Origin of the sequence: Streptomyces sp. NPDC020965 (genome assembly GCF_044333555.1) — a bacterium.
Taxonomy (GTDB): domain Bacteria; phylum Actinomycetota; class Actinomycetes; order Streptomycetales; family Streptomycetaceae; genus Streptomyces.
Genome location: NZ_JBIRRE010000008.1, coordinates 91385 through 117976, shown reverse-complemented (window position 1 = coordinate 117976; position 26592 = coordinate 91385). Strand labels below are relative to the sequence as shown.

23 protein-coding genes are annotated in these 26592 nt (G+C 70.2%); 9 read left to right on the top strand and 14 right to left on the bottom strand.

Going from position 1 to position 26592, the window contains the following annotated elements; genetic code table 11:
- Positions 1-31: 31 nt before the first annotated feature.
- Positions 32-1297: an MFS transporter gene (locus ACH4S7_RS23840; RefSeq protein WP_398523278.1), complete on the bottom strand. Its 1266-nt coding sequence runs from the start codon at positions 1295-1297 to the stop codon at positions 32-34.
- Positions 1294-1824: a DUF1428 family protein gene (locus ACH4S7_RS23835; RefSeq protein WP_398523277.1), complete on the bottom strand. Its 531-nt coding sequence runs from the start codon at positions 1822-1824 to the stop codon at positions 1294-1296. Before ACH4S7_RS23835 ends, ACH4S7_RS23840 begins: the two co-directional genes overlap by 4 nt.
- A 437-nt stretch (positions 1825-2261) precedes the next feature.
- Between ACH4S7_RS23835 and ACH4S7_RS23830 the strand changes: the two genes are divergently transcribed.
- Positions 2262-2906, top strand: a complete 645-nt coding sequence (locus ACH4S7_RS23830) for a winged helix-turn-helix transcriptional regulator (protein ID WP_398523276.1) — start codon at positions 2262-2264, stop codon at positions 2904-2906.
- 126 nt (positions 2907-3032) lie between these two features.
- Here the strand turns inward: ACH4S7_RS23830 and ACH4S7_RS23825 are convergent, their stop codons facing one another.
- Positions 3033-4229: a HEAT repeat domain-containing protein gene (locus ACH4S7_RS23825; protein WP_398523275.1), complete on the bottom strand. Its 1197-nt coding sequence runs from the start codon at positions 4227-4229 to the stop codon at positions 3033-3035.
- Between the two features lie 443 nt (positions 4230-4672).
- Here ACH4S7_RS23825 and ACH4S7_RS23820 point away from each other — a divergent pair, with 443 nt between their 5' ends.
- Together ACH4S7_RS23820 and ACH4S7_RS23815 are read left to right on the top strand one after the other, a co-directional pair.
- A complete protein-coding gene (locus ACH4S7_RS23820) occupies positions 4673-5230 on the top strand; it encodes a carboxymuconolactone decarboxylase family protein (protein WP_398523274.1) in 558 nt (185 codons plus the stop codon).
- Positions 5231-5482: 252 nt separating this feature from the next.
- On the top strand, positions 5483-6376 hold the full coding sequence (locus ACH4S7_RS23815) for a DUF4232 domain-containing protein (protein WP_398523273.1): 894 nt from the start codon (positions 5483-5485) through the stop codon (positions 6374-6376).
- A 105-nt stretch (positions 6377-6481) separates the two neighbouring features.
- On the opposite strand, the gene ACH4S7_RS23810 is transcribed toward ACH4S7_RS23815, so the two are convergent.
- Genes ACH4S7_RS23810 through ACH4S7_RS23800 form a run of 3 tightly spaced genes read right to left on the bottom strand, consistent with a single transcriptional unit; the run spans position 6482 to position 7847 of the window.
- On the bottom strand, positions 6482-6985 hold the full coding sequence (locus ACH4S7_RS23810; RefSeq protein ID WP_398523272.1) for a DUF5360 family protein: 504 nt from the start codon (positions 6983-6985) through the stop codon (positions 6482-6484).
- Positions 6985-7311, bottom strand: a complete 327-nt coding sequence (locus tag ACH4S7_RS23805) for a DMT family transporter (RefSeq protein ID WP_398523271.1) — start codon at positions 7309-7311, stop codon at positions 6985-6987. The genes ACH4S7_RS23810 and ACH4S7_RS23805 overlap by 1 nt, the downstream gene beginning before the upstream one ends.
- Positions 7311-7847, bottom strand: a complete 537-nt coding sequence (locus tag ACH4S7_RS23800) for a TetR/AcrR family transcriptional regulator (protein ID WP_398523270.1) — start codon at positions 7845-7847, stop codon at positions 7311-7313. Before ACH4S7_RS23800 ends, ACH4S7_RS23805 begins: the two co-directional genes overlap by 1 nt.
- 630 nt (positions 7848-8477) lie before the next feature.
- On the opposite strand from ACH4S7_RS23800, the gene ACH4S7_RS23795 reads away from it, so the two are divergent.
- The 5 genes from ACH4S7_RS23795 to ACH4S7_RS23775 are packed head-to-tail and all read left to right on the top strand — an operon-like array spanning position 8478 to position 14446.
- A complete protein-coding gene (locus ACH4S7_RS23795) occupies positions 8478-9698 on the top strand; it encodes an aminotransferase class I/II-fold pyridoxal phosphate-dependent enzyme (protein WP_398523269.1) in 1221 nt (406 codons plus the stop codon).
- Entirely contained in the window at positions 9695-10210 is a 516-nt protein-coding gene (locus tag ACH4S7_RS23790) for a hypothetical protein (RefSeq protein WP_398523268.1), read from the top strand. Before ACH4S7_RS23795 ends, ACH4S7_RS23790 begins: the two co-directional genes overlap by 4 nt.
- A gap of 12 nt (positions 10211-10222) precedes the next feature.
- Positions 10223-11155 carry a class I SAM-dependent methyltransferase gene (locus ACH4S7_RS23785; RefSeq protein WP_398523267.1) on the top strand — a complete coding sequence of 311 codons (933 nt, stop codon included), beginning with the start codon at positions 10223-10225 and terminating at the stop codon, positions 11153-11155.
- Positions 11152-13716, top strand: coding sequence for an MMPL family transporter (locus ACH4S7_RS23780; protein ID WP_398523266.1), 2565 nt, complete (start codon positions 11152-11154; stop codon positions 13714-13716). Before ACH4S7_RS23785 ends, ACH4S7_RS23780 begins: the two co-directional genes overlap by 4 nt.
- A 7-nt stretch (positions 13717-13723) precedes the next feature.
- Positions 13724-14446 (top strand): lysostaphin resistance A-like protein, encoded by a 723-nt coding sequence (locus ACH4S7_RS23775; protein WP_398523265.1) that lies wholly within the window; start codon positions 13724-13726, stop codon positions 14444-14446.
- Between the two features lie 138 nt (positions 14447-14584).
- Here the strand turns inward: ACH4S7_RS23775 and ACH4S7_RS23770 are convergent, their stop codons facing one another.
- From ACH4S7_RS23770 to ACH4S7_RS23760, 3 genes are all read right to left on the bottom strand, one after another.
- Positions 14585-15745, bottom strand: coding sequence for a B12-binding domain-containing protein (locus ACH4S7_RS23770; protein ID WP_398523264.1), 1161 nt, complete (start codon positions 15743-15745; stop codon positions 14585-14587).
- Positions 15742-17424, bottom strand: coding sequence for a SpoIIE family protein phosphatase (locus ACH4S7_RS23765; protein WP_398523263.1), 1683 nt, complete (start codon positions 17422-17424; stop codon positions 15742-15744). Before ACH4S7_RS23765 ends, ACH4S7_RS23770 begins: the two co-directional genes overlap by 4 nt.
- 311 nt (positions 17425-17735) lie before the next feature.
- Positions 17736-18908 carry a PP2C family protein-serine/threonine phosphatase gene (locus ACH4S7_RS23760; RefSeq protein ID WP_398523262.1) on the bottom strand — a complete coding sequence of 391 codons (1173 nt, stop codon included), beginning with the start codon at positions 18906-18908 and terminating at the stop codon, positions 17736-17738.
- 95 nt (positions 18909-19003) lie between these two features.
- Here ACH4S7_RS23760 and ACH4S7_RS23755 point away from each other — a divergent pair, with 95 nt between their 5' ends.
- Positions 19004-19501, top strand: a complete 498-nt coding sequence (locus ACH4S7_RS23755) for a MarR family winged helix-turn-helix transcriptional regulator (RefSeq protein WP_398523261.1) — start codon at positions 19004-19006, stop codon at positions 19499-19501.
- A 54-nt stretch (positions 19502-19555) separates the two neighbouring features.
- Here ACH4S7_RS23755 and glyA read toward each other — a convergent pair whose 3' ends face one another.
- The 5 genes from glyA to ACH4S7_RS23730 all read right to left on the bottom strand — a co-directional run bounded on the left by glyA (position 19556) and on the right by ACH4S7_RS23730 (position 26490).
- Complete coding sequence (glyA, locus tag ACH4S7_RS23750; RefSeq protein WP_398523260.1) at positions 19556-20941, bottom strand: serine hydroxymethyltransferase; 1386 nt, start codon at positions 20939-20941, stop codon at positions 19556-19558.
- Positions 20942-20998: 57 nt separating this feature from the next.
- Positions 20999-22390 carry a glutamate-cysteine ligase family protein gene (locus tag ACH4S7_RS23745; RefSeq protein WP_398523259.1) on the bottom strand — a complete coding sequence of 464 codons (1392 nt, stop codon included), beginning with the start codon at positions 22388-22390 and terminating at the stop codon, positions 20999-21001.
- 57 nt (positions 22391-22447) lie between these two features.
- Positions 22448-23341 carry a TylF/MycF/NovP-related O-methyltransferase gene (locus tag ACH4S7_RS23740; protein WP_398523258.1) on the bottom strand — a complete coding sequence of 298 codons (894 nt, stop codon included), beginning with the start codon at positions 23339-23341 and terminating at the stop codon, positions 22448-22450.
- Between the two features lie 408 nt (positions 23342-23749).
- Positions 23750-25300, bottom strand: a complete 1551-nt coding sequence (locus tag ACH4S7_RS23735) for an alpha/beta hydrolase (RefSeq protein ID WP_398523257.1) — start codon at positions 25298-25300, stop codon at positions 23750-23752.
- 194 nt (positions 25301-25494) lie between these two features.
- Entirely contained in the window at positions 25495-26490 is a 996-nt protein-coding gene (locus ACH4S7_RS23730; protein WP_398523256.1) for a helix-turn-helix domain-containing protein, read from the bottom strand.
- Positions 26491-26592: the final 102 nt, after the last annotated feature.

The following is a 26592-nucleotide window of genomic DNA, read 5'->3' as shown; positions in this document are numbered from 1 at the left end:
GACCGTGCGAGCCAGGGTCTCTGGAGAGGCCCTAGGACTGGGGGGAGAGGGCCGGGTCCACCGGCGCGGCGGCCCGGTCGGCCTCGGTGACCGAACGTCCGAGGGCGAGTACCCCGATACCGACACCCGCGACCACCACGATCACCATGGCGGTGTTGAGCGAGGTCGCGTCGGAGAGCCAGCCGTACGCGGTCGGGGTCGCGATGAAGGCGCCGTACGCGGGCACCATCATCGCCGCCGCGACCAGGTTGACCCGGCTCGGAGCCACCCGGGCGGACGCGCTCAGACAGGTCGGCTGCACGCCCGCGATGGCGATGCCCATGAGGAGGAAGGCGAGGACGGAGAGCCAGAGGTCGACGGCGGCCATCAACAGGACTCCGGAGAGCGCGGTTCCGCACGCGGAGATCAGGAACGACTTGCGGATGCCCATGGTCGCGACCAGACGGGCGTTGATCAGCCGTCCGATCATCATGGTGAGGCTGAACAGGGCGAACGCCGCGCCGCCGTAGACGATGGGGACATCCATCAGTTTGTCGACGTAGATGACGGACCAGGTCTGCACGATGCTCTCGACCGCGATGCCGAGGACAGTCATCACGAACACGACGCGGAACAACGGATTGCGCATCAACTGGAGCAGCCCGACGTCGCCTTCGGCCTTCGGGCCGTCGTCGGATGCAGGCTCCTCCTCGCGGTTGACCGGAGGGAACGGGATCAGGAACGAGGCGACCAGCACGGGGGCCATGACCGCCGCGAACAGTACGGCGACCCAGCGGTAGTCCATGCCCAGGCTGATCAGCGCGCCAGCGCCCAGGGCGCTGATGACCGTGCCGGCGCTGTTGATCGCGTACATCACGTTCATGACTTCGCTGCCCTTGCGGGCCTCGATCTCCATGAACACGCTGGTGGCGGCGGTGTCGATGAGTGCGCAGCCGAGCCCGGCGAGTGCGAAGGCGATCAGCAGTCCCACGAAGTTCGAACTGAGAGCCAGCGTCACCAGCAGTCCGATGAGCGCGAGTTGGCCGTAGACGCTGAGGTGGCGGTGATCGAAGTGGCGGTACAGGCGTTTGGCCGACAGTACGGTCACCATGCCGACGATGGGCAGCAGCAGGTGCGCGGTGCCGAAGAAGCCATCACTCATGTCGAGGGAGCGAATGACCTCGGCCCAGGCGACCGTCATCACTCCGATGGCGATCCCGAACATGAAGTACTGCGCGGCGGAAAGCCGGGTGACCGAGCGTAAGTTCCACTCCGGCCCGTCCGCCACCATATCCGTTTGCTGCTGTTCCGCCGTCACGTGCTCTCCTGGTCGGCCGGGTGCCATTGGCTGTGCGGGGTGCTCCGATATCGGTCGTGCTCCCCGGAGTTCAGCAACTCGTACACGGTGCTGAACTCGGCCCGCAGTATACGGCTGATGTCGACGGTACGGACAAGCGTGTCGTAGAGGTCCTCCAGCTCCGGGTCGACGTCGACCTTCGGCATGACCTCGTCGTAGTGCGCGCGGTCGTGGAAGTAGTTGAGTTCCGCGTAAAGCACCTCATCCGGTGCGACATCGACGCCGGCCGCGATGGCCGAGCAGCCGTATTTCGCCGTCGGATCGCTCATCTGCATTACAGTGCCGCCAATTGCGCCGTGCCGTCGGAAGAGGTCCACCGCCTTGTAGACGACAGTGCGGAATTCCTCTTCACGTGCTCTGGGTACTCGGTGCAGGAACCAAATGAGGTACACGGAATCCACCACCCAAGCGAGATAGGGCCGCAAAGTCGGCCGGCAACTCTGTCCTGTGGAGGCTATACGATCGAGTAGTAACTCGGCAAGGATCATGCAGACGTGGATGCACGGTGAATCAGCGGTGCGCGCAGGTGCCCGACGGCTCCCCCCGGCGACCGGGTCCGGTGGGCCGCTTCCGTGGCGGGGGAGCGGCCGACGGATGCCTCCCGCGGAGGGTGCGCCGGTGCCGACGAGGGCGCGGGCCCCCCGGCGGGGGCGGCCTTCACGGTCGTCGGGAAATGCACCGCGCTGTAGCCGAGTTGCCTGCTTGAGCGCCTCCGACCTCCGGTATCGCGGCTCGCGACGCGCGGCTCTCGTGGTCGGGTGTGCGCTCCCCGGCTGAGGGCCGGATTCTCCGCCAGGGGGGTCGATCCGGCGTCGGCAATTCCGCCCCACGTCGGACGGGTGATCGACCCTTGGTGCCACGGTCGGGCATTCCGCGCAGCCGCCACGGAATGTTACTATGTGCAGTGAGAGTAAAGGTGGCTGGCATGGGGCGCGAGTACGGGCAATTCTGCGGACTGGCAGCGGGTCTGGACATTATCGGCGAGCGTTGGACTCTGCTCGTCGTGCGGGAGTTGCTGATCGGCCCCGCCCGATTCAACGGCCTGCTGCAGAACCTGCCCGGCATTGGGCCCAATCTCCTCACCGACCGGCTCCGGATGCTGACGGAGCGCGGAGTGGTCAAGCAGAGTTCCGTGGCTGGTGACGGACGCGCCCGACTCTACGGGCTGACCGAGGCCGGCGAGGAACTGCGCTTCCCGGTGCTGGGACTGGCGCGCTGGGGACTGTCGTTCCTCGACAGCTCGGACGCCGACGGCGAATCCCGCGCGGAGTGGGGATTCCTCGCCGTGCAGGCGATGATTGTCCGCGACGAGATCCCGGACGTCGACGACGTCTATGAGTTCAAGGTCAGTGACGAGACCTTTCAGATTCATGTCCGGGACGGCGAAGTGTTCTTCGAGCGCGGTGCGGTGGACGAACCAGCGCTGACCATCGAGTGCGATGCGAAGACGTTCATCCGGGTCGGCGCCGGGATGCTTTCGCCATTCCAGGCGATTGCCACGGGTGACGTACGGATAAAGGGTGAGCCGGACGCTGTGCTCCGCTGCTCGCTCATGCTGGGGCTTGTCTGATATCGAGTGCCGTTCTGTCGGTCCCCAGGCGGCGCGCCTCGGATTATGGGGCAGCCTCCTGGTCACAGGGCGGTGCGCCCCCACGGGATCCGTGGGGGCGCACCGCCCTTTTGACGGGACCTCAATTCACTCGCTGGCCAGCTCCGCGCCGTCCTTCGCGACGTCGATCAGGCCGTCGGGACGGCCGTGGCACTTGATCGTGTTGAGGGTGTAGCGTCCCGCTCCGGTGAAGTCGCCGGACTTGCCGCGGAACGTGCCGTACAGCTTGGCGTTGGTCATCGAGCCCGCGATCGGGTCCGTCGGGTTCGCCAGCTGTGCTTCTCCGGCCCCGATGGTGCCGCGGTCGAAGGTGTTGTCCAGGTTGACCGCGGCCCAGCCGTGGTACCGGCCGCGCACACTCGTCACGAACGGCATGTCGGCGTTGCGCAGGCGCTCCGCACGAGGACCGTCACCGTGGATGGTGACCTCGTCCTTGGTCGCCAGCGAGGTCATCGCGATACGGCCGAGGGATACGGGAACCTCGACCATCTCGCCCTGGCCGACGACGCCGCTCGGGTAGAACGGACGCATCGTCTCGGAGAGGTAGTTGTGCTCCAGGTTGCAGGCTTCGTACTCCACGCTGAGCCCGCGGAACGGGAAGATCTCGTAGTGGATCGAGCCGTCGGCGTTCAGGCCCTTCAGCTCCTTCTCGATCGTGAGATCGGTCCGGATGGTCTGAACGTTGGTGCTGGCGAGCACCCGGCCCTGGATCGCTTCGAACCAGAGCGGTGAGAGCACCGCGCGGACCGTGCCGACACCCGGCGTCATGATGACGACCCGGCCGCCGATGATGAGCGGGACCGTCTGGTCGAAGTAGCCGGTCTCCTCGACCTCGGCCTCGTTGTACATCCGGTGCGCCTTCACACCGGTGATGTCGGAGGCCAGCACCCGCGCCCAGTCGGCGATCTCGGGGTCGTCGTCCGTGGCGAACTTCTCCAGGATGTTCAGGCTCTGCGGACCGCCCGAGCGGAGCGCCAGCCACAGGTTGCCCGAGCGGACCGCGCGGTCCGTCTCGGCACCGATCCGGTCGGTGATGAAGGCCAGGCTCGCCGCGGGGTTGCGGTCCGCCAGCTCCCACAGTGCGCGCTCACGCTCCAGCGGGCTCTCGTGGCCCACGGCGACCTCCCGCAGCTCGCTGTCGCTGCGGGTGTCGTACGGCAGGAACTTCTCGGTGATCGGCCGGGCGAAGTCGAGGTACTCGGCCGGGTCGTTGTACCGGGCCGCGGGCGGCGGCGTCAGGGACACCAGACCTTCCTGCATCCGGGATTCGATCGATTGAGTCATGTTTCCTCCGCAGCTAGGCTGTGCGTTTCAGTCGAGGTAGGTATATGAAAGCTAAGTGACATCATTCCTGTCAAGGGCATGTAGTCACCGGATCGATGGACGCCCCACCTGACCGGCTTTCCATCGTCCGGAGCCTGCGCCGGCTGAGCCATGGGTAACTGATGACTCGTCAGGTCATGTTGTGGGCGCGCTCCCTGACCGCCAAAGTGTGGAACAGCGCTGGTGCCACCCCGGTTCGGTAAAGGTTCACTGCGAAAAAGCCATGTGACCTCCGAGGGTGCGTCAGTGGGGAGCCCCGGACATGTCGAGTCCCGTATCCGGGACGGGAGCGGCCCCGCGCGCGCGGGGGCGCACCGTACCCCCGCAATCTGGGAGTTGTCCGTGGGTCGAGGGCTGAAGAAGATGGAGCGTCGAATCGCTCGCCCCACGAAGGGAAGCGCACAGTGCCGCACATCGAGATTGGCAATGACCTACCGGGCATCATGGGTCTGTTCGCGCACCGCAAGGACGCCGGCGCCCCGTTGTCCCAACTCGCCGACACGCTGCTGCGCGGTCCGTCACCGCTGAGTCGCGGAGAACGCGAGCTGATCGCGGCGTATGTGTCCGAACTCAACGGCACCCGCTTCTGCGCCACCACGCACGGCGCGTTCGCCGCGGCGCAGCTCGAAGGTGGCGAGGACCTGGTCAAGGCGGTACTCGCCGATCCGGCGACCGCACCCATCTCCGAGATGCTGCGGGCACTGCTGCGGATCGCCGCGGAGGTGCGGGAGCAGGCGCGACCGGTGTCCGACGAAGCAGTGGCGGCGGCCCGTGCGGAAGGCGCGGGGGACGTCGAGATCCATGACACGGTCCTGATCGCCGCGGCGTTCAGCATGTACAACCGCTACGTCGACGGCCTCGACACCAATCTGCCGGCGAACCCCTCGTACTACGCGGAGGCGGCACGGCACATCACCAGCGAGGGCTATGTGAGCCGACGGGTGCGTGTCGCCGGGGCATGAGGCAGCCGCCCGTGGACGGGGGCGGCACACCCGGTGCCCGGCAGGCTCACGGCTCCCGACGGTCGCGACCGTCGGGAGCCGTGAGCCCCGCCGCGTTCCGAGTCCCAGTGGATGGCGGGGCGCGGCGCGAAAGTCTTTATCTCCCTTCCGTCGCACGGCTGTTGGCGGTGGGCAGGATCTTGTGACTCGCTTGTGACGGGCGGTGTGGCCTTCGTCATGGCCCCGTGACCCGGGCCTTGGTGAAGTGGCCGGATGCCTCTCAGCCCCCGTCGCGCCCTGCCCGTCATGTTCGCGAGCGCCCTGCTCCTGGCGGGGTGCGGAGCGAGCACCGGCGATCCGCCCGGCGACGACGGGAAGCGGGCCGGCGCTCCACCCGGCGACCCCGCCGGCCTGAGCAAGGACGGCGTCAGGATCACCGCCTGGGGCGGGGGCGGAGAGGGCGGGGACGATGAGCAGTCCCCGGCGGCCGTGGAGTTCGAGGTCACCAACCGTGAGGCCGAACCCTTCACCTACACCGTGACCTTCGACTTCCTCTCCGACTCCGGAGGGGTGCTGGAGAACGCGCGGCAGGTGGTGCCCGCCGTGGGGCCCGGCCGGACCGTGGCCAGTACCGTCGGAATACCCACCACGCGGCCGGACTCCCGCGACCGGCCGCAGGTGCGGATCGGGAAGGTCAGACGGGTCCCCACGGACGAGGCCCCGACCGGCTCGGGCCCCTGCCCGGCTTCCGGGGTCCAGCTCATGGCCGACGACGGCGAGGCGGCCATGGGGCTCCGCGTCGTCGGCCTCCGTCTGACGAACTGCGGAACAGACGCGTACCACATCGAGGGCTACCCGTCCCTCGGGCTCTTGGACGAAGAACGGCAGCCGGTGCGCGGAGTGCGGATCGTGGACGGCAGTGGTGGTGTCGCCACCGTGTCGGGCTTTGATGCGCCGCCCCGGCCGGTGAGTCTGCGTCCGGGCGAGACCGCGTCCGCCGGCCTGATGTGGCGCAACACCACCGGTTCGGGCGTCGCGGCCAACGTCCCGTATGTACGGGTGGCGGCCAAGCCCGGCGCACCGCCGGTCGTCGTGACGCCGGAGCTCGACCTCGGCACGACGGGAAGGCTCGGTGTCAGTGCCTGGAAGAAGGAACCGGCGCGCTGACGGGGGAGCCTGACCGGTCGGACAGGGTCGTGCGGTGGGTGGCTGGACGCGCCGGGGCCTCCGTAACACGCTCCGGTGTCCCGCCGCTCCTCGGCCACCCCGGTTTCAGTGGTCCGGGGTCGGGTCCTTCTGATGTCGGAGCAGCAGGGCGATCGAGGGCAGCGGGAAGAGCAGCAGGAACAGGTTGGGGAGCCACCAACTGATCGACCAGTCCCCGCGCAGCGCCCAGAAGACGACCGCCTGGAGGCCCGCGGTGCTGGTCAGGGTCAGGGAGATCAGCATCAGTGGGCGCCAGGACTCCCGGTGCGCGGTCGCCAGGCCGCCGTGGCCGCGCAGCAGGGAGAGCGCGGCGAGTCCCGTCGCGCTGGCGGCGAGGTCCAGCGGCAGGAAGGAGTAGTTCCAGTCGGTCATGACGGGGTCGTCGTAGTCCTTGTAGGCGTACTCGGCGGGGATCAGGACCAGGAGTGAGGCCGCCCAGTAGAGGAGGAAGGTGAGGTCGGTGACGAGCATCGCCGCCTTCACCAGCCGGAAGGGGTGCCGGGTGGTGAACGTCCCGGCGTCCCGGACCCCGGGCCCCCCTGCGGCGGGACCGGTGAGCCTGTTCGGCATCAGTGCTCCATCCCGCCGCCGAGGTACATAACGGCGACTCCGATGACGACGAGGCCGATCCCGATGAGCGTCGCCGGCTTCACCGGTTCGCCGAAGAAGAACACACCGCCGACGAACGCGCCGACGGTACCGACGCCGGACCAGATCGCGTACACCGGACCGACGTTGAGCGATTTGAGGGCCTGGGCGAGCAGCACGAAGGCGACCGCGTATCCGATGACCACCAGGGCTGTCGCGCCCACGCGGGTCAACCCCTGGGACGCGCGTAACGAGAGGGTGGCGATCACTTCGGAGAGGATCGCCCCGGCGACGAGGAGAACGGCCATCAGCGGGACGCCCCTTCTTGGATGAGTCCGTCGATCAGTCGGCGCAGTTGGACATGGGCTTCGTCGTGCGGCGGCGCCAGGCCGAGCAGGCGGGCCGTCCACCAGCCGTCGACCGCCATCCGCACCAGGGTGGCGACACCGGGCGCCAGTCCGTCCGCGTCGAGCTGTTCCTGCCACCGTCGGTAGTGGCCGCGCATGACGTCGAGCACCTCGGGACCGCTCGCCGCGGCCAGCAGCGCGGCCGGGGTCTCGTCCTGCCCGCTCCTGTCGCCCGCGGGTGAGGTGAGCGGGATGGTGGCGTCGAGCCAGGCGCGGGTGTACGCGCCGGGCGGCGCGCCGGGGGTGGGAAGTACCGCATCGAAGCGGTCGACGAGCCGCTGGACCACGCCCTCCACCAGACACCGTTTGGAGGGGAAGTGGTGCAGCAGCCCCCCTTTGCTGACTCCGGCCCCGGCCGCGACCGCGTCCAGCCTGACGGCGTCCAGACCGCCTTTCACCAGCAGTCGTTCGACCGAGTCAAGAAGTCGATCACGCACCGTGCCACCCGTCGTCGAAGGCCATTCTTGGTACCGACCGTCTGGACGGTCGGATGCAGCGTAACACCCTCAGGAAGGGCGCTTATTACCGACGCGACAGTAACTGAAAGCGGAATTAGCAAATCCAGCTATGTTTACTCAATGCTGTCAAGGGGTCTGTTGACAGCATTGGCTTGATCTCGTTATGGTCCCATTGCGATGCCACCCCTATGGGTGGATCAAGGGTTGCCGATCGGGGGGTTGGAATGAACGAGAAGCTGTCGACGTAGATTCCTTTATGGATTCTTTTCCATTTCTTTTCCGTTGACGGGTGACATGAGCTCTGCCTCCATGTCGCCGTCCGGCGGGAGGGACACCACGCGGCCCCGTTCACGGACACTGTCGTCCGTGAAGTGTGGGCCGCCTCCGCGCCAGCGGTGATCTGTACGTTCTTGACGCCGCGCGCGACGGATACCTCGGCACACGCCATCGCCTCGCATCTGCCTCTGTGGGATTCCCTTTGAGTAAGGGAAAGGCCGACGCCAGGCGTTGATTCGTGCTGCCTCAATCACCCAATCCTGTGCCGAAAAACGGTCGTGCGAGCACGCCCGGCCATTGAGTATGCATTGCAGCTCCTGGGGGGAATTCTTCATGAACGCAATAGCAGAGCAGACCGACGTCTTTTTACGATTCGCGGCGTACACGGCGGCGTCCGAAGCCATCGCGAGCGGTCTCTATCCCTACTTCCTGCCTCTTCAGGGCCACGAGGGCACAACCGTGCGCCGGAACGGCCGTGAAATGATCATGTGCGGGTCCAACAACTACCTCGGACTCACCACCGACCACCGGGTGCGCGCCGCCGCCCACTCGGCGCTCGACGCCTACGGCACCTCCTGCACCGGCTCCCGTTTCCTGAACGGCAACATCGACCTCCATCTGGAACTGGAGAACGAGCTGGCCGGCTTCCTCGGCAAGCCCGCGGCCCTCCTGATGTCGACCGGCTACCAGACCAACCTCGGTGTGATCGCCGGACTGCTCACCCCGCGCGACTACGTCGTGGTCGACCGGCACGCGCACGCCTCCGTCGTCGACGGCTGCCGGCTGAGCGGCGCCAGGCTCAGGTGGTTCCAGCACAACGACGCCACGTCCCTGGCCGGGGTGCTCGAACGACTGCCCGACGACGCGCCCAGGCTCGTGGTGGTCGACGGCGTCTACTCCATGGAGGGCGACCTCTGCGATCTGCCCGCGATCTCCGCCGTCTGCCGCCGCTACGGGGCACGGCTGGTCGTGGACGACGCCCACGGCCTCGGCGTACTGGCCAAGGGCCGCGGCACCGCGGCCCACTTCGGACTCACCGACGAGGTCGATCTGATCACCGTCACCTTCAGCAAGTCCCTCGCCTCGCTCGGCGGCGCGGTCGCGGGCAGCGAGGAGGCCATCCACTACCTCAAACACCACGCCCGCAGCCTCATGTTCAGCGCGGCGATGACCCCGGCCAACACCGCTGCCGCCCTCACCGCGCTGCGCATCCTGCGCGATGAGCCGCAGCTCGTCGAAACCCTCAACGCCAACGCCGACTACGTCAGGCAAGGACTGGCGGCGGCGGGTGTCGAAACCGGCGACAGCACCACCCCGATCATCCCCGTCCCCACCCTCGGCACCTACGAGACCCTCTCCGTCTGGCACCGGCTCTCCGACCGCGGCGTCTACGTCAACCCCGTCGTGCCGCCCGCCGCTTCACCCCGGCTGCGCACCAGCTTCATGGCCGCCCACACCCGGGGCCAGCTCGACCACGTCATCGAGTCGATCGCCGCCGAGCGCGCGCTGCTCCTGAACCGCGAGCGCGTCACGGCCGGGGTGACGACGGCATGACCCGCGTGGACCTGGCGATCACCGGAGCGACCGCCGGGGTGGCGCCCCTCGGCTTCGCGGTCCCGGACGCCGGCCCGGTCCTGCTCGGCGCCACCCTCCTCGCCGTCGTACCGGCCCTCGTCGCCGGTACGGTCACCGCACGCTCCGCGCGGCGGCGGCACGGCGACCGCGGCGGCCGGGGCGCGGTCGTCGGCGGACTGCTGCTGCTCGGCGTCACGGTGCCCTGCCCGCTGCCCGCCGGTGCCGCCACCACACCACTCGCGCTCGCCCTGTGCGCGTTCGCCGTCGCACTGGTCATCCGGGGCCTACCGCGTCCCGCGCGGTCCGGTTTCCCGGACCGTCGGCGGCCGGCCGCCGACGGCACCGTCCTCCTGCTCTCCGCCGTCGCCGGTGGCACGGCGGCCGTCCTGTGGCTCTCCGAGGCACGGGGCGCGGCAGGAGTCCTGGCCTGCACCGGAGCCCTGCTCCAGTTGGCCCGTTCCATCCCATCACCCCATCGATCGTTCTCATGAAGGAGTCCGCACATGTCACGCGTAGGACTGGCCGCACGAGCGCTGCGGCTCGCGCTCAACAAGGCGCACGCCGACCCCACGGCCGACTACGACGCCGCCAGCTCGGACTATGACACCTTCTTCAGTCCGGTCATGGGCCTGCACTCCGTCGAAGCACTCGACTCCGTACCGGTCCGGCCGGGGGACACGGTCGTGGAACTCGCCTGTGGCACCGGGCATCTGACGGCGGAGATCGTCCGCAGGCTCCGGGGCGTGGGTGCGGTCCACGCCGTCGACAAGTCGCCCGGGATGTTACGCGTCGCCAGGGAGAAGGTGCTGCCGCTCGCCCAGGACGCGCCCCGTCTGACGGTCGAACTCGCCGAAGGCGATATGGACTCCTTCATACGGTCCCGGCCCACCGGAGCCGCCGACCTCGTCGTCGTCGGCTGGGCCATCTGCTACACCAAACCGTCCAGGCTGCTCGCCCAGATCGAACGGGTCCTCAAGCCCGGCGGCCGGGTCGTCGTCATCGAGACCCGCGCGGACGCCCACCGCGCCCTGACCGAACGGCTGGAGAAGATCTTCGCGCATGACCCCTCGCTGCTCACCGGTCTGATCCGCGTCACCCTGCCCAAGGACGCGGCGACGGTCGCCCGCTGGTTCGTCAAGGCGGGACTCACCGTCGACATCCAGCGCGAGGGCGCCCAGTCCATCCCCGCGCGCACCCCGGAGGAGGCCGTCGAGTGGGTCACCCGCTCCGGCGCCGCCGCCGGATTCAAGACGGCGGTCGACAGCGGACGCGAGCAGCTCGTCCTCGACCGGCTCACCGCCGGACTCGCCGAACTGCTCGCCAAGGAGGGGCGGCTCGACATCCGGCACACCTTCGTCGTCGTCACCGGGACCAAACAGGCCGACAGCATTCCGGCCCGCCGTCGCGCCGCGGACGAGGGGGCCCCGGTCGTATGACGCACCAGACTCAGGGATCGCCCCCGGCCACCGGGCCGGGGGCGCCCCCCGCCGGTCCGCCGGGCGGACCGGGCGGCGGCGCGGTCCAGCGCGGGCTCCACCGCTTCGCCGAAGGACTCGCCGCCCGGCCCAAGACGGTGATCCTGGCCTGGGCCGTGCTGATCGCCCTGTGCATGCCGTTCGCGTTCAAACTGGACTCCGTCCTCACCGATCAGGGCGCGTCCAAGGTGGTGCCCGGCACCAGCAGCGCCCGCGCCGAAGAGCTGACGGCCGAGGCGTTCCCGCACCGCTCCCAGCGGGAGGTCATCCTCGTCCTGGAGGCCGACCGCGTCGACCGGCCCGAGGTGCGGTCCTTCCTGGCGGCGCTGGACACCGAGATCGCCGGTCTGCGGAGCGCGGGCGACGTGGCGCGCTCGTCGTCCGCGTACACCCTGTACCGGGACGCGACGGCACGGTTCCTCGACGATCTGCGCACCCGGGCCACCGCGGCGGGCGGCCAGGAGACGGAGCGGCGCGCGTTCGCCGACCGGGAGGCCACCGCGGGCCGGGTACCGCCCGCCCTCACCGGCCCCGCCCGGGAGGCGGTGACCGCACCGGACAGCGCCGCGGTCGCCCGTATCGCCGGAGAGTTCACCGCACGGGCCGACTGGGGGACTTTCCCGCTGCCCGTGCCCCGGGAGGCGACCGGCCGGCTGCTCTCCGAGGACGGCAAGGCGGCCCTGACCTCCGTCAGCTACACCGAACAGGTGGGCAACGACCCCGATGTGAAGGGGCTGCGGAAGACCGCCGGGGAGCTGCTCGAATCGGCCGGACTGAAGGGCACGGCCGAGGTCCATGTCACCGGCGAACTCGCCCTCATCCATGACACCTACGACAAGGCCGAGGCCGACAACGCCCTGATGGAGTCGGTGGCGTACGTCATCATCTTCATCATCCTGCTGCTCTTCTTCCGCGCGGTCGTGCCCGCGATCCTCACGCTCGTCGTGGTCGGCCTGGCGATGAACGTCAGCCAGGCCGCCCTCTACCAGCTCGGCAAGGGGGTGACCCTCACCCAGTTCACCATCACCATCATGACGTTCGTGATGCTGGGTGCGGGCGTGGACTACAGCATGTTGCTCTCCTCCCGCTACCGGCAGGAGCGGGTGGCGGGCCGTCCCCCGCGCGAGGCGGCCATCCACGCCACGGTGCACGCGGGCGAGTCCATGCTGCTGGCCGCCATCGCGGTGGGCCTCGCCTTCGGCGCGACCCTGGTGTCGCCGGTGGACTGGATTCCCCCGCTCGGCTACGGCGGCATCATCGGCATCCCGATCATCCTGGCCGCCGCGCTCACGCTCACCCCCTGTCTGCTGATCCTGCTCGGTGACCGATTCTTCGCACTCGGCCGGGATCCGCTCTCGGACCTGGAGCACCACGGCGGCGTCGGCAGACACCTACGGCGCACCGCCGAGTTCGCCCGGCGCCGCAAGGGGGCGATCGTGGCCGTCTTCATCGTCCTCACCGTGCCGTTCGCGCTGATCGTCGCCAACAGCCGGTCGACGGCCGACCCGGTGGCACTCAGCCCGGCCACCGACTCCCGGGAGGGGTTCAGCGCGGTCGCCGACCGGTGGGGCGACGCCGCGGTGCTGCCCACCGTCGTGGTGGGCGAGCCCGCCGCCGGCGTGGTCGACGCGGGCGCGCTGACGGAGCGGGGACAGCGCGCCGTCAGCGCGCTCACGGAACGGCTCGCCGCGACCGACGGCGTCGCCTCGGTCGACTCCGCCACCCACCCCTTCGGCAGCCGCTGGGAAACGGCACAGGTCACCGCCATGCCACCGGAGTTGCGGGACGACTACGTGGCGGCGGAGAGCGCGCTGCGCTTCGTCGTACGCCTCACGGACGACCCGTACTCCGAGAAGGCGTCCGCCGCCGTGCAGCGCATCGAGAAGGTGGTCGCGTCGGCCCGTGGCGAGGTGGGGAAATTGGAGGTCGGCGGCGCCACCCAGGTCGACCGTCAGTACGGCGCCGCGCTCCGCACCAGCTTCTGGCAGATGGTCGTGCTGGTCTGCGTCGGGGTGTTCGTGATGCTGGTGATCGCCCTGCGGTCGCTGCTCGTCCCGGTCCGGCTGATCGCCACGATCATGCTCAGCAATGTGTGGGCCGTCGGCCTGACCGTGCTGATCTTCCACTACTGGCGCGGCGAGGCGATCATCGACGATCTGCCGATCTTCCTCACCGTGCTGATGATGGGCCTGGGCATGGATTACGAGATCTTCCTGATCACCCGGGTCCGTGATCTGATGCGCGCCGGACTCTCCCAGGAGGAGGCCACCCTGCGGGCCGTGGTGGACACCGGACGGGTGATCAACGCGGCCGGCCTGGTCATGGCGGGCAGCCTCGGCACGATGGTGCTGTCGTCGACGCTGATGCTCCAGGAGTACGGAGCCGGTCTCGGCCTCGCCGTGCTGCTCGACGCCACCCTCATCCGGATGCTGTTCGTCCCGGCGACGCTGCTGCTGTTCCGCAAGTACAACTGGTGGCTGCCCAGCTTCGGACGGGCCCGTCGGCAGAAGGCGCTGGGGTGAGCGGGCCATGACCACCACGCGGCGGCGGACACCGGCCGCCGGGAGCGCGCTGACCCGGCTGCGGCACCATCACGCGACCTTTCCCCTGGCGTCGGCGGCGGCCCTGTTCGCGGTCCTCGCGGTGGTACGGATCGCGGGGGCGTACGCCTTCCCCCTCATGGTGCTGTCGGTCGCGCTCAGCGCGGCCGTGCTGCTCGCCCTGCCCCGTACCGGATGGGCGGCGGCTGGTCTGTGCCGGTTCCCCGTCCTCCCGGCGCTGCTGGGCACCGCCCTCGTCGCCCTCGTCTACGCGGAGAGCTATCTGGCGACCAGGGCCGCCTTCGGCGAGGGGGACGACAACTGGACCGTCTGGGTCCCCCGCCTCTTCGAGGACATGGTGCCGGGGGTGCCGCTGCTGGGCACCCTCGCCATGCTGCTCTCGATGGGTGTGCTGGTGCCGCTCTGTGAGGAGATCTGTTACCGGGGTGTCCTGTACCGGGCGGTGGAGGAGCGGCGCGGTACGTACCAGGCCATCGTCACCACGGCGGTGGCCTGGTCCGTGGTCCATCTCGGCGACTACGGACTCAACCCCTTCAACCTCCGGGTCATCTGCGGGGTGTTGCCGTCGGTCTTCCTGATGGGACTGGCGCTCGGGGTGTGCCGGGCGCTGACCGGATCCGCGCTCGCCTGTGCGGTGGCGCAGGGTTCCTGCAACCTCCTGCTGCTCTGGGCGGTCACCGGTTCCGGCTGACGGTTCCGGCTCGCGGGTTCCGGTCCGGACGGGGCCACCGCGCCACCGCTTCCCCAGCCTCCCGCGGGGAGGCTGGGGAAGCGGTGGCGCGGTGCTCAGTGGTGAGGGCGAGCGAGCCGCCGTGGCGTCCTTATGCGCTCACTCCGGCCCGGTGGGGGCCGCGCCGATCCGTCGGTCGAGGACCGTCCGCGCGTGGTCCAGCACGCGGGCGCAGCGCGGGAAGTCCCGCAACTCGTCGCGGAGGGCGGCCAGCGCGGGCAGCAGGGAGGGCGCCGGAACGTCACGGGCGGTCAGGATCTCCGCCGTCCAGGTCAGGAACCCGGCGAACAGCTCGTCGTCGTCCACGTACAGCGCGGCGGCGAGGAAGTCCACGATGCGCGCGATGTCCTCCGCCGTACGGTGCCGCTGCCGGTCGGTGTAGTCCCGCAGGGGCGGGTAGCGGCGTTCCAGCCCGGCGAGGGTGCCGGCGACCAGCCCCGTACCGCTGCGCGCGACGAGCGTGTACTCCTGGTCCGCGAGGTGCGGCAGGTCGTCGGAGACCAGGTGCGGGGTGAGCGGGTCGGGCCGGGGGATCCCCTTCCGCAGCGTCTCGGCCGCCGTACGGGCGTCAGGGGCCCAGGCGTTCGCCCCGAGCAGCCGGGCGTAGCGTCCGTCCGGTCCGAACGCGGCCCCGCCGACCAGGACGGGCATTCCGGTGGCCTGGCAGGCGGTGATCGTGGCGTGCGCGGTGGGCAGATGCGTGGGGAGGGACGAGGAGAGGGCTACGGCGTCCGGTCCGGTCCGGTGCAACTGCGCGATCAGGTGCGGGGTCGGGACGCGGGCGCCGAGGAAGTCGACCTGCCAGCCGCGCAGGGTGAGGACCTGGGAGAGCAGCCGGGCGGGCAGGGCGTGCCACTCGTGGTCGACGCAGGCCACCGTGATCCGGCCGAGCCGGGCCGGGGGTCGCGCGCCGGGGAGGTCGGCGAGGACCGTGATGATCCGCTCGCTGATCGCGGTCGCGACATGTTCCTGGGCGACGCTCACGCGGTTGGCCGCCCACTCCGCGCCCACCCGGGTCTGTACGGGGGCGATGAGGTCGAGGAGCGCCGACTCCACGCTCAACCCGGCGTCGAGGGCGGCGAGGACGACGGCGGTGGACGCGTCCTGGTCGTGGTGGCTCATGGCGTCCCAGAGCCGGTCGCGCGCGCCGGCCAGAAAGGAACCGGCCAGAAAGGAACCGGGCGGCGAGGAATCGGACTGCGAGGAACCGGTCGGTGAGGAACCGGGCGGGAGACCGGTCGGGGCGGAGGCCGCCGTCATGCCGTGTACCGGCCCTGTGTGTGACCGTCGACGGCGCTGAGGTGGGCGGTGTGCGGGGCGGTGATCGCCAGGACCGCCATATCGTCGGCGGAGTTGCGGCCCAGCCACTCGGTGGCGAGCATCTGGATGTGCTCGACGACCGCCTCGGCGGGCATACCGACGCAGTCGGCGAGGGCCTGCTCCAGCCGTTCCTGTCCGAACAGGGCATCGCCCAGGGGGCCGCCCCTGGCCTCGGTGATGCCGTCCGTGTAGAGGAGACAGGTCTCACCCGGCCGTAGCGTGGTCGCCACCGTGTGGGCGTGGATGGCGGGGATGGCGCCCACCAGGGTGCCCTGGGTGGCCACCACCTCCACGTCCCCGTTCCGTCGCACGATGAGGGGCGGCGGGTGACCGGCCGACGTCAGTCTCAGCCGGACGAGCTGACCCTCCCGGCTCACCGAGGCCATCACCAGGGTGGCGAAACGCGTGTGGTGGGAGTTGATGAGCGCCCCGTTGAGCAGGCCGAGCATCCGCTCGTGGTCATCGGCCATGGGAAGCAGGGCCTGGAGGGTGTTGCGGATCTTCCCGGTCAGGACCGCGGCCTCCAGACCCTTGCCGCAGACGTCCCCCAGCACGATCAGGGACTCCTCGTCCGGCGTCTCCGCGGGGTGGATGTCGTAGAAGTCGCCGCCCACGCGTTCGGTCTGTCCGGCCGGGCGGTAGCCGCCCGCGAACTCGACGCCCTGCACCTGGCGCATCGCGGGGGGCAGCAGTTCCCGCATCAGCGTCCGGGTGATGCTGCTCTGTTCCGCGTAGAGCCGCGCGGCCGAGAGCGCCGCGCCGGCACGGGCCGCGAAGAGCCCGGTGAAGATCTCCTCGCTCTCGCTGAACGCCGTGTGCTCCGCGCCGCGCAGCAGGACGAGCGCCCCGGCCGCCACTCCGTGCCCGGGCAGCGGGGACACCATGACGGACCCGACGGCGCCGTCGAACCCCGGTGGCAGCAGCCAGGCCGGCAGGCTCCCCGGATCGATCCACCGTGAGGGCACCGGGGGGAATCCCTGGAGGGCCTCGCCGAGCCCGGGCACGGACGCCGGATCGGCGGTGAGTGTCGTACGGATCGCCTCGCCGCCCCGCACCGCATGGGCGACGGGGAGTCCGCGCCCCACGGCGGGGGCGATCACCACGGCCGCGTCGCCGAAGTGCTCGGCGGCGAGCCGTGCGGTCGCCACCATGCACCGGTCGGTGTTGAGGGAGGCCAGCAGGACGTTGGACGCCTCGGCCAGGAACCGGGTGCGTTCCCGTTCCGCGCTGAGGGCCTCTTCGGCGAGATGCCGGTCGGTGTCGTCCGTCAACCACCACACCACACTCCCGTCGTGCCGACGGGTGGGACGCGCCTCGAAGGTCTGCGCGCCGACCCGGCCGTGGACCGGGCGGTGGGGCGCACCTGCCGACACCGACCTGGCCGGCGCGGGCGCGCCGGCCAGCTCCCGGTGGGCCCGCGCCAGCCAGGTCGGAGCGGTCGCCCGCAGCCCCGCGCCGATGGTCGCTCGCGTCAGCAGCGCGGCGGCGGCCCTGTTCAGGCTGGTGATCGTGCCCGCCGCGTCGGCGATGATGACCGGGTGCGGGGCGGACCGGAGCGCGTCGTCGAGTGCCGCGATGCCGGCCTCGTCGCCGATGGTTGTTCCTTGCGAACTCTCCACACGCGGGGCCCGCTGGACGCGGACCGCACCACCCTCCGGCTGGACGAAAATTACTTTCCTCGCGGCAACCATTGCGTATGGCACGGCATTCTGGCAATCGGTGTCAGGCCCGAGCCGTCCACGGCCCGGTCCACGGAGGGCGGGCCGCCCGGTGTGTTCCGCCCCGCTTTGACCGGGCTTCATGACGGGTCAAAGGGTTCTCCAGGCCGGGCGGGAGCCCCCCACGACATGCGCCGGACCCTTGAGGCCGACGGGACTCCCGCACCACGCCCCGACCCCCTGAGGGAAACCCACTCACTGAGGGGAAGCCCTCACCCCTGGGGGCGCCCGTGCCAGTCGAGGCAGACGACCATCGCGTCGTCGGCGGCGGGCCCGGGTCCACGGTGACCCACCAGCTCTTCGAGAATGGCCCCGGGCACCTGCGACGACGGCAGCAGCCTGGTGTTGGTGATCGCCCTGACCAGTGCGCGCCGGCTGTAGGGCTCCCCGCTGGGCGACATGACGTCGTACACCCCGTCGCTGAGGAAGAACAACCGGTCACCCGGCTCCAGTTGAAAGTGCTGCACCGTGTAGACGCTGTCCTCGAACATGCCGAGCGGTAGCTGCGCCTCCAGCTCCACCGGCTCCACGGTGCCCTGGCGCAGCCGCCAGACCCGGGGCGAGCCGGCGTCGATGACCTCCACCCGTCCGGTCGGCAGATGGAACCGGAGCAGGAGCATGGACAGGTACTGACGGCCGAGGTGCTGTCCGTGGATGGCCTGGTCCGCCAGGCTCGCCTGACCGATCAGATCCAGTCCGGCCCGGCGGGCGTTGCGCAGCGCGTTCACGGCCAGATTGGTGAGCAGGGCGGCGTCGATGCCCTCGCCCATTCCGTTGTTGACCGTCAGGGTGAGGTGGTCGGCGGAGGCGGACCAGTCGAAATTGTCCCCGTAGACCGCGTACGCGGGCTCCAACTGGGCACCCACGCTGTACTCGGGGCGCGAGCAGGAACGGCCCGGCAGTAGCTGCCACTGCATCTCGGCGGCGAGCGTCAGCCGCTCGGCCCGTCTGGCCCGGACGAACAGATCGGTGTCGCGCTCGGCGACGACGATCGCATGGCCCAGCGCGTCCGCGAAGTCCTGCAACTCCGGCAGGACCCCGTCCGTCGGCGGGCTCGCGGGAAGAGTGACACTCAGCACGCCCAGGCGGTCACCGCGCACGCTCACGGGCAGATGGACCGTCGCGACCGACGCCGGCCCCTCCGTGACGACGACGGCCTCCTGCGCGCCGAAAGCACGGCCGGGGGCACTACTGTGGATGGCCACGGACTCGATGACCTGCGGCGGCGCCCCCACGGGCTGCAGCCGAGCCATCGCGTAGTCGGCCATCAACACCTCCACGACCAGCGCCTGGAACCGCTCGGTGAGCAGTGCGCGAGCGGCGTCGACGAGTTCATGAGGCGCGGTGCCGCGCAGTACGCGCTCCACCGAGCTGGGTCTGTCCACGGGTGCAGGTCCCTTTTCCGCCGAGAATTGTTCATAATGCGACTGCCGAAAGCAGCGAGCCGGAGCGGGCGAGGTCGCCCATCAGGGAGTGTCACATGTGCGAGGACCCCGCCGCCCTCCACCCGCACTCCCATGAAGCGGTGCCCGAGGCGAGTGAGATCATCGAGCTGCTGGAGGTCCTCTGGGAGCGGGGCCGCTCGACCGTGACGGCCGCACCCGTCTCGACCGCCCAGGTGCGTGTGATGTACATCATCGAACGCGACGAGGGCATCAACCTGCGCACGCTGGGCGAACGCCTCGGGGCCGCCGCGCCCTCCGTCACCCGCATCTGCGACCGGCTGCGCGCCCTCGGATTCCTGCACAAGGCCCAGCACCCGGACGATCGCCGGGAGGTCCGGCTGTGGCTGACCGCCGCGGGCACGGCCCACCTGCGTGACCTGCGCGCCCATCGCGAGCGGGCACTCCTCGAAGCCCTGGCGGCGATGACCCCCGCCGCCCGGCACGCGCTGGCCGAGGGCCTGACCGGCTTCCGTGACGCCGTGCGCGAACCCCTGCCGGGCGCCGGCTCCCGGCATCTCGGCCGCTCGGCCTGACCCGGGCCCCCTGCCCGCCGCCGGGACGGGACCCGGTCCTCCGGGCGGACGACGCTACGGTGCGGGCACTCCCTCGGCGAAGTCCGCCCGGTGCCCGGCGCTGACCACGGCGGCGGCGTGTTCTTCCAAGCGGTGCAGGGCCGGACAACCCGGGTGGCGATCAGCCCCGCCGCCCCGGCTCAGCTCGGCCACGAGGTCGGCGATCCCCCGGGCGAGCCGGCTCACGTCCTGGTCGTCGACGTCCATGAAGGCCAGGTGATTGGTGCCGATGCGCAGACCGCTGGTCTCGCTCGCCGGCCGCGGATCGTTCGGTATCAGATTCTTGTTGGCGAGGATCCCGATCTGCTCCAGGACGCGGCTCACCGTTCTGCCGGTGGCGCTCCCGTCGCTGAGGTCGACCAGCACCATATGGGTGTCCGTCCCCCCGGTGACCAGCCGGAGACCACGCGCCGTGAACGCGTCGGCGAACAGCCCGGCGAACCGTGCCACCCGCTCCATCGCCACGGCGAACGCCGGCCGGAGGGCGTTTCCCAGTGCGGCGGCCTTCGCGGCGACCATCCCGAAGTCCGGGGTGCCCTGAAAACCAGGGAACACCCAGGTGTCGAGCTTCCCGCCGGGGACCCGGGAACCCGGTCCGCGCAGGACGAGGCCCCCGTGCGGCCCGCGCAGTTGCTTGTACGTCGAGGTGGTGACGAGGTCGCAGTACGGGAACGGCGTGGGGTGGATCCCGGTCGCGACCAGTCCGCTGATGTGGCTGATGTCCCCGATGAGCAGCGCGCCGACCTCATCGGCGACGGCCCGGAACGACGGGAAGTCGATGGTGCGCGGGTATGCCGAGCCGCCGCACATCAGTACCGCCGGGCGGACGGCCCGCGCCTGTTCCCGGACGTGGTCGAGATCGAGCGTGCCATCGGCACCGAGCCGGTAGTACGCCGCCCCGAAGTGTTTCGTCGTACTGGCGGGGCGAGCGGCGTGGGACAGATGGCCACCGTGGGACAGTTCCATGGACAGCACGGAATCCCCCGGTTCGAGCAGCCCGAACAGGACGGCCAGATTCGCCGCCGAGCCCGACAGCGGCTGCACATTGGCGTGGTCGGCCCCGAAGAGCAGCTTGGCGCGCTCGATCGCCAGCCGCTCCACCGCGTCGATCACTTCGGTGCCCGGGTGGTAGCGCCGGCCCGGATACCCTTCGGCGGTGAGGGCGCTCAGCCCGAGCGCCTGGGCCGCCAGCACATCGGGCGACGGCGGGCTCGAAGCGGCCACCAGATTCAACTGGGCCCGCTGCCGGGACAGTTCGCGTTCGGCGAGCTTGCGCAGACTCGGATCCGATCCGGCCAGCACGCTCAGACCCGTCCGGGTCAGACTCTCCAGCAGACGTCCGGTGCCGGCGGTGTCCGCCGCACCATGACCGACCGCGGGCTCCCCCGTGATGTCCTGCACTCCTGTGCCCCCTGTTCTCGGTGGGTTCGGTTCAGGGCGTGACGTCAGGGCGTGACCTCAGAGCGGGCGACCGAATTCCGTGATCAACCGGGGGACTCCGCCCGCGCGGAAGGCGGCGATCATGCGGTCGGCCGGGGTCTCGCGCCGCTCCAGCCGGGCGAACAGCGGGTCCAGGAAGACCTCCTCTCCCACGCCCCGGGCGCACAGGCCGCGCCGCGCGATGTCCAGCAGCTCGCGCACCGTCCCGAGGGACCCGGCGTCCTCCGCCGCGAGACCGTGCTCACTCGCCCTGGTCCACAGCCGGCGCCACTCGTCCCACGAGGACTGCTTCAGCACGGCCTCGGCGTCGTCGAGCTGCTCCACGAGGCCCAGGGTCAATGCGGCGGCCACCCCCTCCTCCCCGTACGGGGCGACTCCACACGTCCGGTTCTCGACGTAGCAGTTCACCGCGTGCTCGTCGAAGTACTCACCGATCGAACCCCCGGTCAGGGCGGCGCGCACGCCGTCGAGGTCGGTACGGGCGTCGAAGGCGTAGTGCAGCTTGGCGGCGGGCCAGCCGTACTGGTGGATACGGTCGAGTACGGTCCGGTCCGGAACCACCCGCACCCGCTCGCCGTCGAGCCGCCTGGCCGGTACGGGCTCCTCGGCGAGCAGGAGGTCCCGGAAGGACCTGTCGCCCGCGACGTCGTAGCCGCCGCTCTTGAGATTCGTCAGGAAGTAGACGGGGGAGTCCCAGTAGTGTTCGAGATAGGCGCCGACGTCGGCGTACGGGGTGACCGGGATCGAGTTCGACGTGTACAGCGCCTCCCGGGCCGGCACCCGGCCGCTCCGGGTGTGCCACACCCAGTTCCGCATCTCCTTCCAGGGCTGGAGCGAGCCGCGCGCGACGGGCGACCCGGCGGTCAGGGCCGTGAAGACCCCGGCGAGACCGCTGAGCATGTTGACCACGCGAGCGGACTCACCGGCGCTCACGTCGACTGACACCTGATGGGAGGCGAGCGGGACGAACCAGTGGTGGAAGTGCCAGCGCCGGGCGAGCAGTAGGTACCAGTCCTTCTGTGTCTTCCGGGCCGGGTCGGTCCAGGTGCGCGGCTGGATGCCCGCGCAGAGGACGGTGTGGCCCATGGCACCCAGCAGCGACTGGAGTTGCCGGAGCACGATGTCGGCGGCGTCGAGTGCCTCGCCGATCGATTCCCGTGGCGCGAGGGACACCTCCACCGTGCAGATCCCGGTGTCGGTGTTCACCTGCTCCGTGAAGCCCCCGGCCGTCCGGTGCACACCGGTGACGGCCCCGGTGATCGACTCCACCGTCGTCGACCACGACGCGTCGAGCTCGGCCAGCCGGTGCCACAGCCGCCGCGCCCCGGCGCGGTCCAGCCCCCGGCCGGTGGCGTTCTCCACCACCGGGAATTCGAGTTCGAGACCGACACGTCGTGGAGTAACGGCCATATGAGCCCCTTCATCCAGTGGGAGGGCGGACGCACCCGGGCCGTTCCGGCTCCCGGGTCAGTCGGTCCGCCGCTCGTCGATGGTCAGTTTGTCGATGGTCAGAGACTTCAGGTACTCGGCCGACAGGTTCTGGCCCTTCACGAAGTAACCCATGTGCGGAGCCGCGTCGCAGACACCGAATCCGGCGCCGAAGAGGATCGGCGGGAACTCGCCGATCTCGTCCCGCCACACCGACTCGGAGAGGAGTACCTGGAGCGATTTGAGTAGGGCGACATCGTGTGAGGCGTAGACGCCCCCGGGTGCCAGCCCGGGCCAGATGCGAGTCAGGCAGGTGCGGACGGCCGACGGCGTGTCCACGTCGGTGAAGGCGACGGCGATGCGCTCCGGCAGCTCCGGAGCCCGGAGCGTGTCCTCGACATAACCGGGGACGAAGTCGCAGACGGAGATCTCGCCGTAGGCCGTGATGTTTCCCCGGACGGACTCCAGGGACGCGCTGTACTTGCCACTGTGCCAGGTCGGGAGCCACCCGGTGTGCCGGCGCGCGTGGAAGTCGTTCCTGTCGTAGTCGTCGACGACGAGCAGCCCCTGGAAGCTGTCGAATATGGTGAGACGTTTCCGCAGCGCCGCCGCGACGATCGAGAGCTTCGCCGACGAGCCGCCGGAGAAGCATCCGCACTCGACGACATCGCCGACGGCCGAGGTGTTCATCAGCATCTCGGCGAGCAGGAGACCGTCCGTCGGGGTGGTGGCGAGCGGCACCGACCTGTCGATCTCCTCGAACCGCCGGACCATGTCACGGCGCTGCGCGCTGTCGATGACCGACCGCGCGCCGTTCGCGATGAACTTGCGCCGCAGTACCTCGTAGGTGTCCTCGGTGGCGAGGGTCGGGCGCACATCCTCGACCGTGGCCTTCGGGGCTCCGCCGGGGCTCGACGGTGATGCGTGGCTCATAGTCAGGAGCACCTTCCCTTGCCTGCGGCGAACTGCTCGGCGGCGACCTCGATCAGGATCTCGACCGGGATCTCGACTGCGAAAAGGAAACAGCGCACTGGCGGAGACTCCGACGCACCACAATGACGACATGTGGGGCGGATGTGATTTTGCGTGACGCACGCTAGCGGCGCGTGCGGGGCTTGTAAACGACGCCTCGCCGCTGGACCGGCGCCTTTGAGCCAGCTCCCGTCGGAGTGGCGGCGCCGGGACGGGTGGCGCCCCCGCTCGGCCGGGGTGCGCGTCGCCGCGCACCCCGGCCCTCTCCGCCTTGCGTTTCGGCACCGGGAGAGGGCAGGGGTACGCGACCGTACTCGGTGACTCGGTGACTCGGTGACTCGGTGACTCAGCGCACAGCGAATCCGTGAATCAGCGGACCTGGAGCGGGCCGACGCCGGGCAGCGGCACCGGCGCCTTGCCGCCCGTGCGCTGCCGCTGCGCCGGGTTCGCCCCGCAGGTGGTGTCCTGCACCGGGAGCCGGCCGGTGAGCAGATAGGCGTTGGCGACGGATTCCGCGCAGTCGCTGACGAGCGTCCCGTACACGCCGTGCCCCTCGCCCTCGTCGACCGTCACCATCCGTGAGCCGTCCAGGGCGCGCCGCATCCCGCGCGCGTTGGTCAGCGGGGTCTGGGAGTCCCACTCGTTCTGGAGGATGAGCATGGGGACGTCGTTGTCGATCCCGGTGGCGGGTTCGGCGCCCTTCTCCCAGAACGCACAGGGCGCGATGTTGCCGGCGTAGTCCCCGTACAGCGGGTAGCGGACCGCGTCGCGGATCGCCTCCCTGCGGTAGCTCTCCGGATCCTTCGACCAGGGCGCGTCACCGCACACCACGGTCCAGAACATGGCGGTGGCGTTGTCGTCCCAGTAGTACGCCGGCGGTAGTTCCGGGGTGGTCTCGCCGGCCGCTGCCTTCTTCAAGGTGACGACCCACTCGGCCCCCGCGCGCAGGGTGAAGAACTTGGTGCGGGAGACGGCCCGGAGCTGAGCGCCGTCGAAGAGGGCGCTGCCCACCCGGACGGGCTCGCGGTCGGCCTGGGCGACGATCTCCCAGAAGGTGCGGGAGACCGCGGCCGGGGTGGCGCCGAGCCCGTACGAGGTCGACCGCGCGGCGGTCCACGCGGTCCACCGCTGGAACGCCCGCTCCGCCTCGGGTGCCCAGCCCCGGAAGCTCTCGCGCCACGCGTTGCCCGGGTCGATCGCGCTGTCGAGGATGAAGCGGTCGACCCGGCGGGGGAACATCTGGGCGTAGACGGCGCCCAGGTAGGTGCCGTACGAGTAGCCGAGGAAGTTGAGCTTCCGGTCGCCGAGCGCGATCCGGATCAGGTCCATGTCCCGGGCGGTGTTACGGGTGGTGAAGTGCTTGAGGGTGGCCGCGCCGTATTTCTCGCGGCACTTGTCCGCGATGGAGCGGGTCACGGCCGTGTGCCGGGGGAAGGCCGCCGTCGTGTAGGCGCGCTCCCCGTCCAGCTCCTCGGGGGAGAGTCCGCAGGTCACCGGCGCGCTGCTGCCGACGCCCCGGGGGTCGAGCCCGATGAGGTCGTACCGCTCCCGTACGGAGGCGGGGAAGGCGCCCTGGAGGTATGCCGGCATATCGAGTCCCCAGGCGCCGGGGCCGCCTGGGTTGATCAGCAGGGCGCCCCGCCGCTTGGCGGGATCGGTGGCCGCGATCCGGGATATCGCCACGTCCAACTGCGGCCCGCGGGGGCGCTGGTAGTCCAGCGGCACCCGTACCGTGGCGCACTCCAGCGCGGCGGGCAGGTCGGGACCGCATCCCCGCCAGGTGAGGTTCCCCGGTGCGTGGGTGGCGGGGGGGACCGCGCCCGGGCTGGGCGCGGCGGCGGCCGGGGTGGTGGCGAGTGCTGGGGCCAGCGCCGCCATCATGCTCACCGCGAGCGCGGGGGCAAGGCGTCTTAGGGGCACGGATTCGGTCCTTCCATGGGGCGTACGGGACGGTGCCGCCCGCTCTCGGCGGCCCGTTCCCGCACATCATTCACTGCGGAACCGGTTCGTGAACTCCCTTATGGCAAACGCCAGTTCGGATTCTTCGGGCAGGGGGTGCGCAACCGGGGCGGACCGGTCGCGACGTACCCCCAGGCGGCCCGCCTACCGGGTGCTCAGGGGCCGGCCTCGCCGGCCGTACGGAGGGCTTGATGACGGTACTCACTCGGCGGCGCACCGTAGGCGGAGCGGAAGCCACGGCTGAAGTCGGCGGCCCGGGGGAAGCCCCAGCGGGCGGCGATGACATGGATGGGCGCCGAGCGGAAGGCGGGATCCGCCAGATCGGTACGGGTGTTCTCCAGGCGGAGGCGGCGGATGAGCGAGGTGACGGTGGTCTCCTCGTCCTGGAAGAGCCGGTGCAGATATCTGACCGATATGTGATGGGCCTGCGCGATACGGCCGGGTGTCAGACCGGGATCGGCCAGATGCCGCCGGATGTACGACTTGACGCGCAGCAGCAGCACATGGCGTCTGGTCTCCGGCGGCACGGCGGCTTCCGCGTCGAGGGTGTGGGCGAAGAGCGCCGCGACCAGATCGATCACAGTGACCCCCAACCGGGGCCCGTCGGACGGCCGGTAGGGACTGCTGTCCGCCGCCAGGCTGGTGAGCAGTCCGATCAGCAGTCCGCCGATGCCCGTACGTCCGGACAGGGTCCGGCCCGTCATCCGGAGGATCGCGTCGTCCGGCAGCGGCAGGGCGGCCCGGGGAATCTCCACCCCGATCCCCCGGTGCAGCAGGGAGCCGTGCACCAGTGACCGTGTCTCCGAGGGGGCCGACGAGTGGTCGGGGATGATGGTGAACGGTCCGCCCACGGTCTCGTGATCCCCGTGCAGACTCCTCGTCTCGCCGTTCAGCGGTATGGAGAGATGGCACAGTTCCGGATCGGACGCACGGATCAGCTTCGGAGTGCGCAGAAAGACCATCGGCCGGTAGGCCACCGGCCACATCCGTACCGCGCCCAGGTCCAGGACCCGCTGGGTCACCCGGAAGTCGGCCGCGTGTTCACTGATCAGCTCCATCGGCGCATGAGTACGGGCCATGCGTTCGCGCCACCAGTCCAGCCGGTCCGACGCCGGCAGGTCATCGCTCGTGAACACCGTCTCGGTCAACATCCGCGCCCCCGGTCCCGCGCCCCGACCACGAGCCGGGCCGACGACCGGGCACGCCGGTCGTGACCGTGCCCTGTCCGTACGGGAGCCGGTCATGGGTATCCG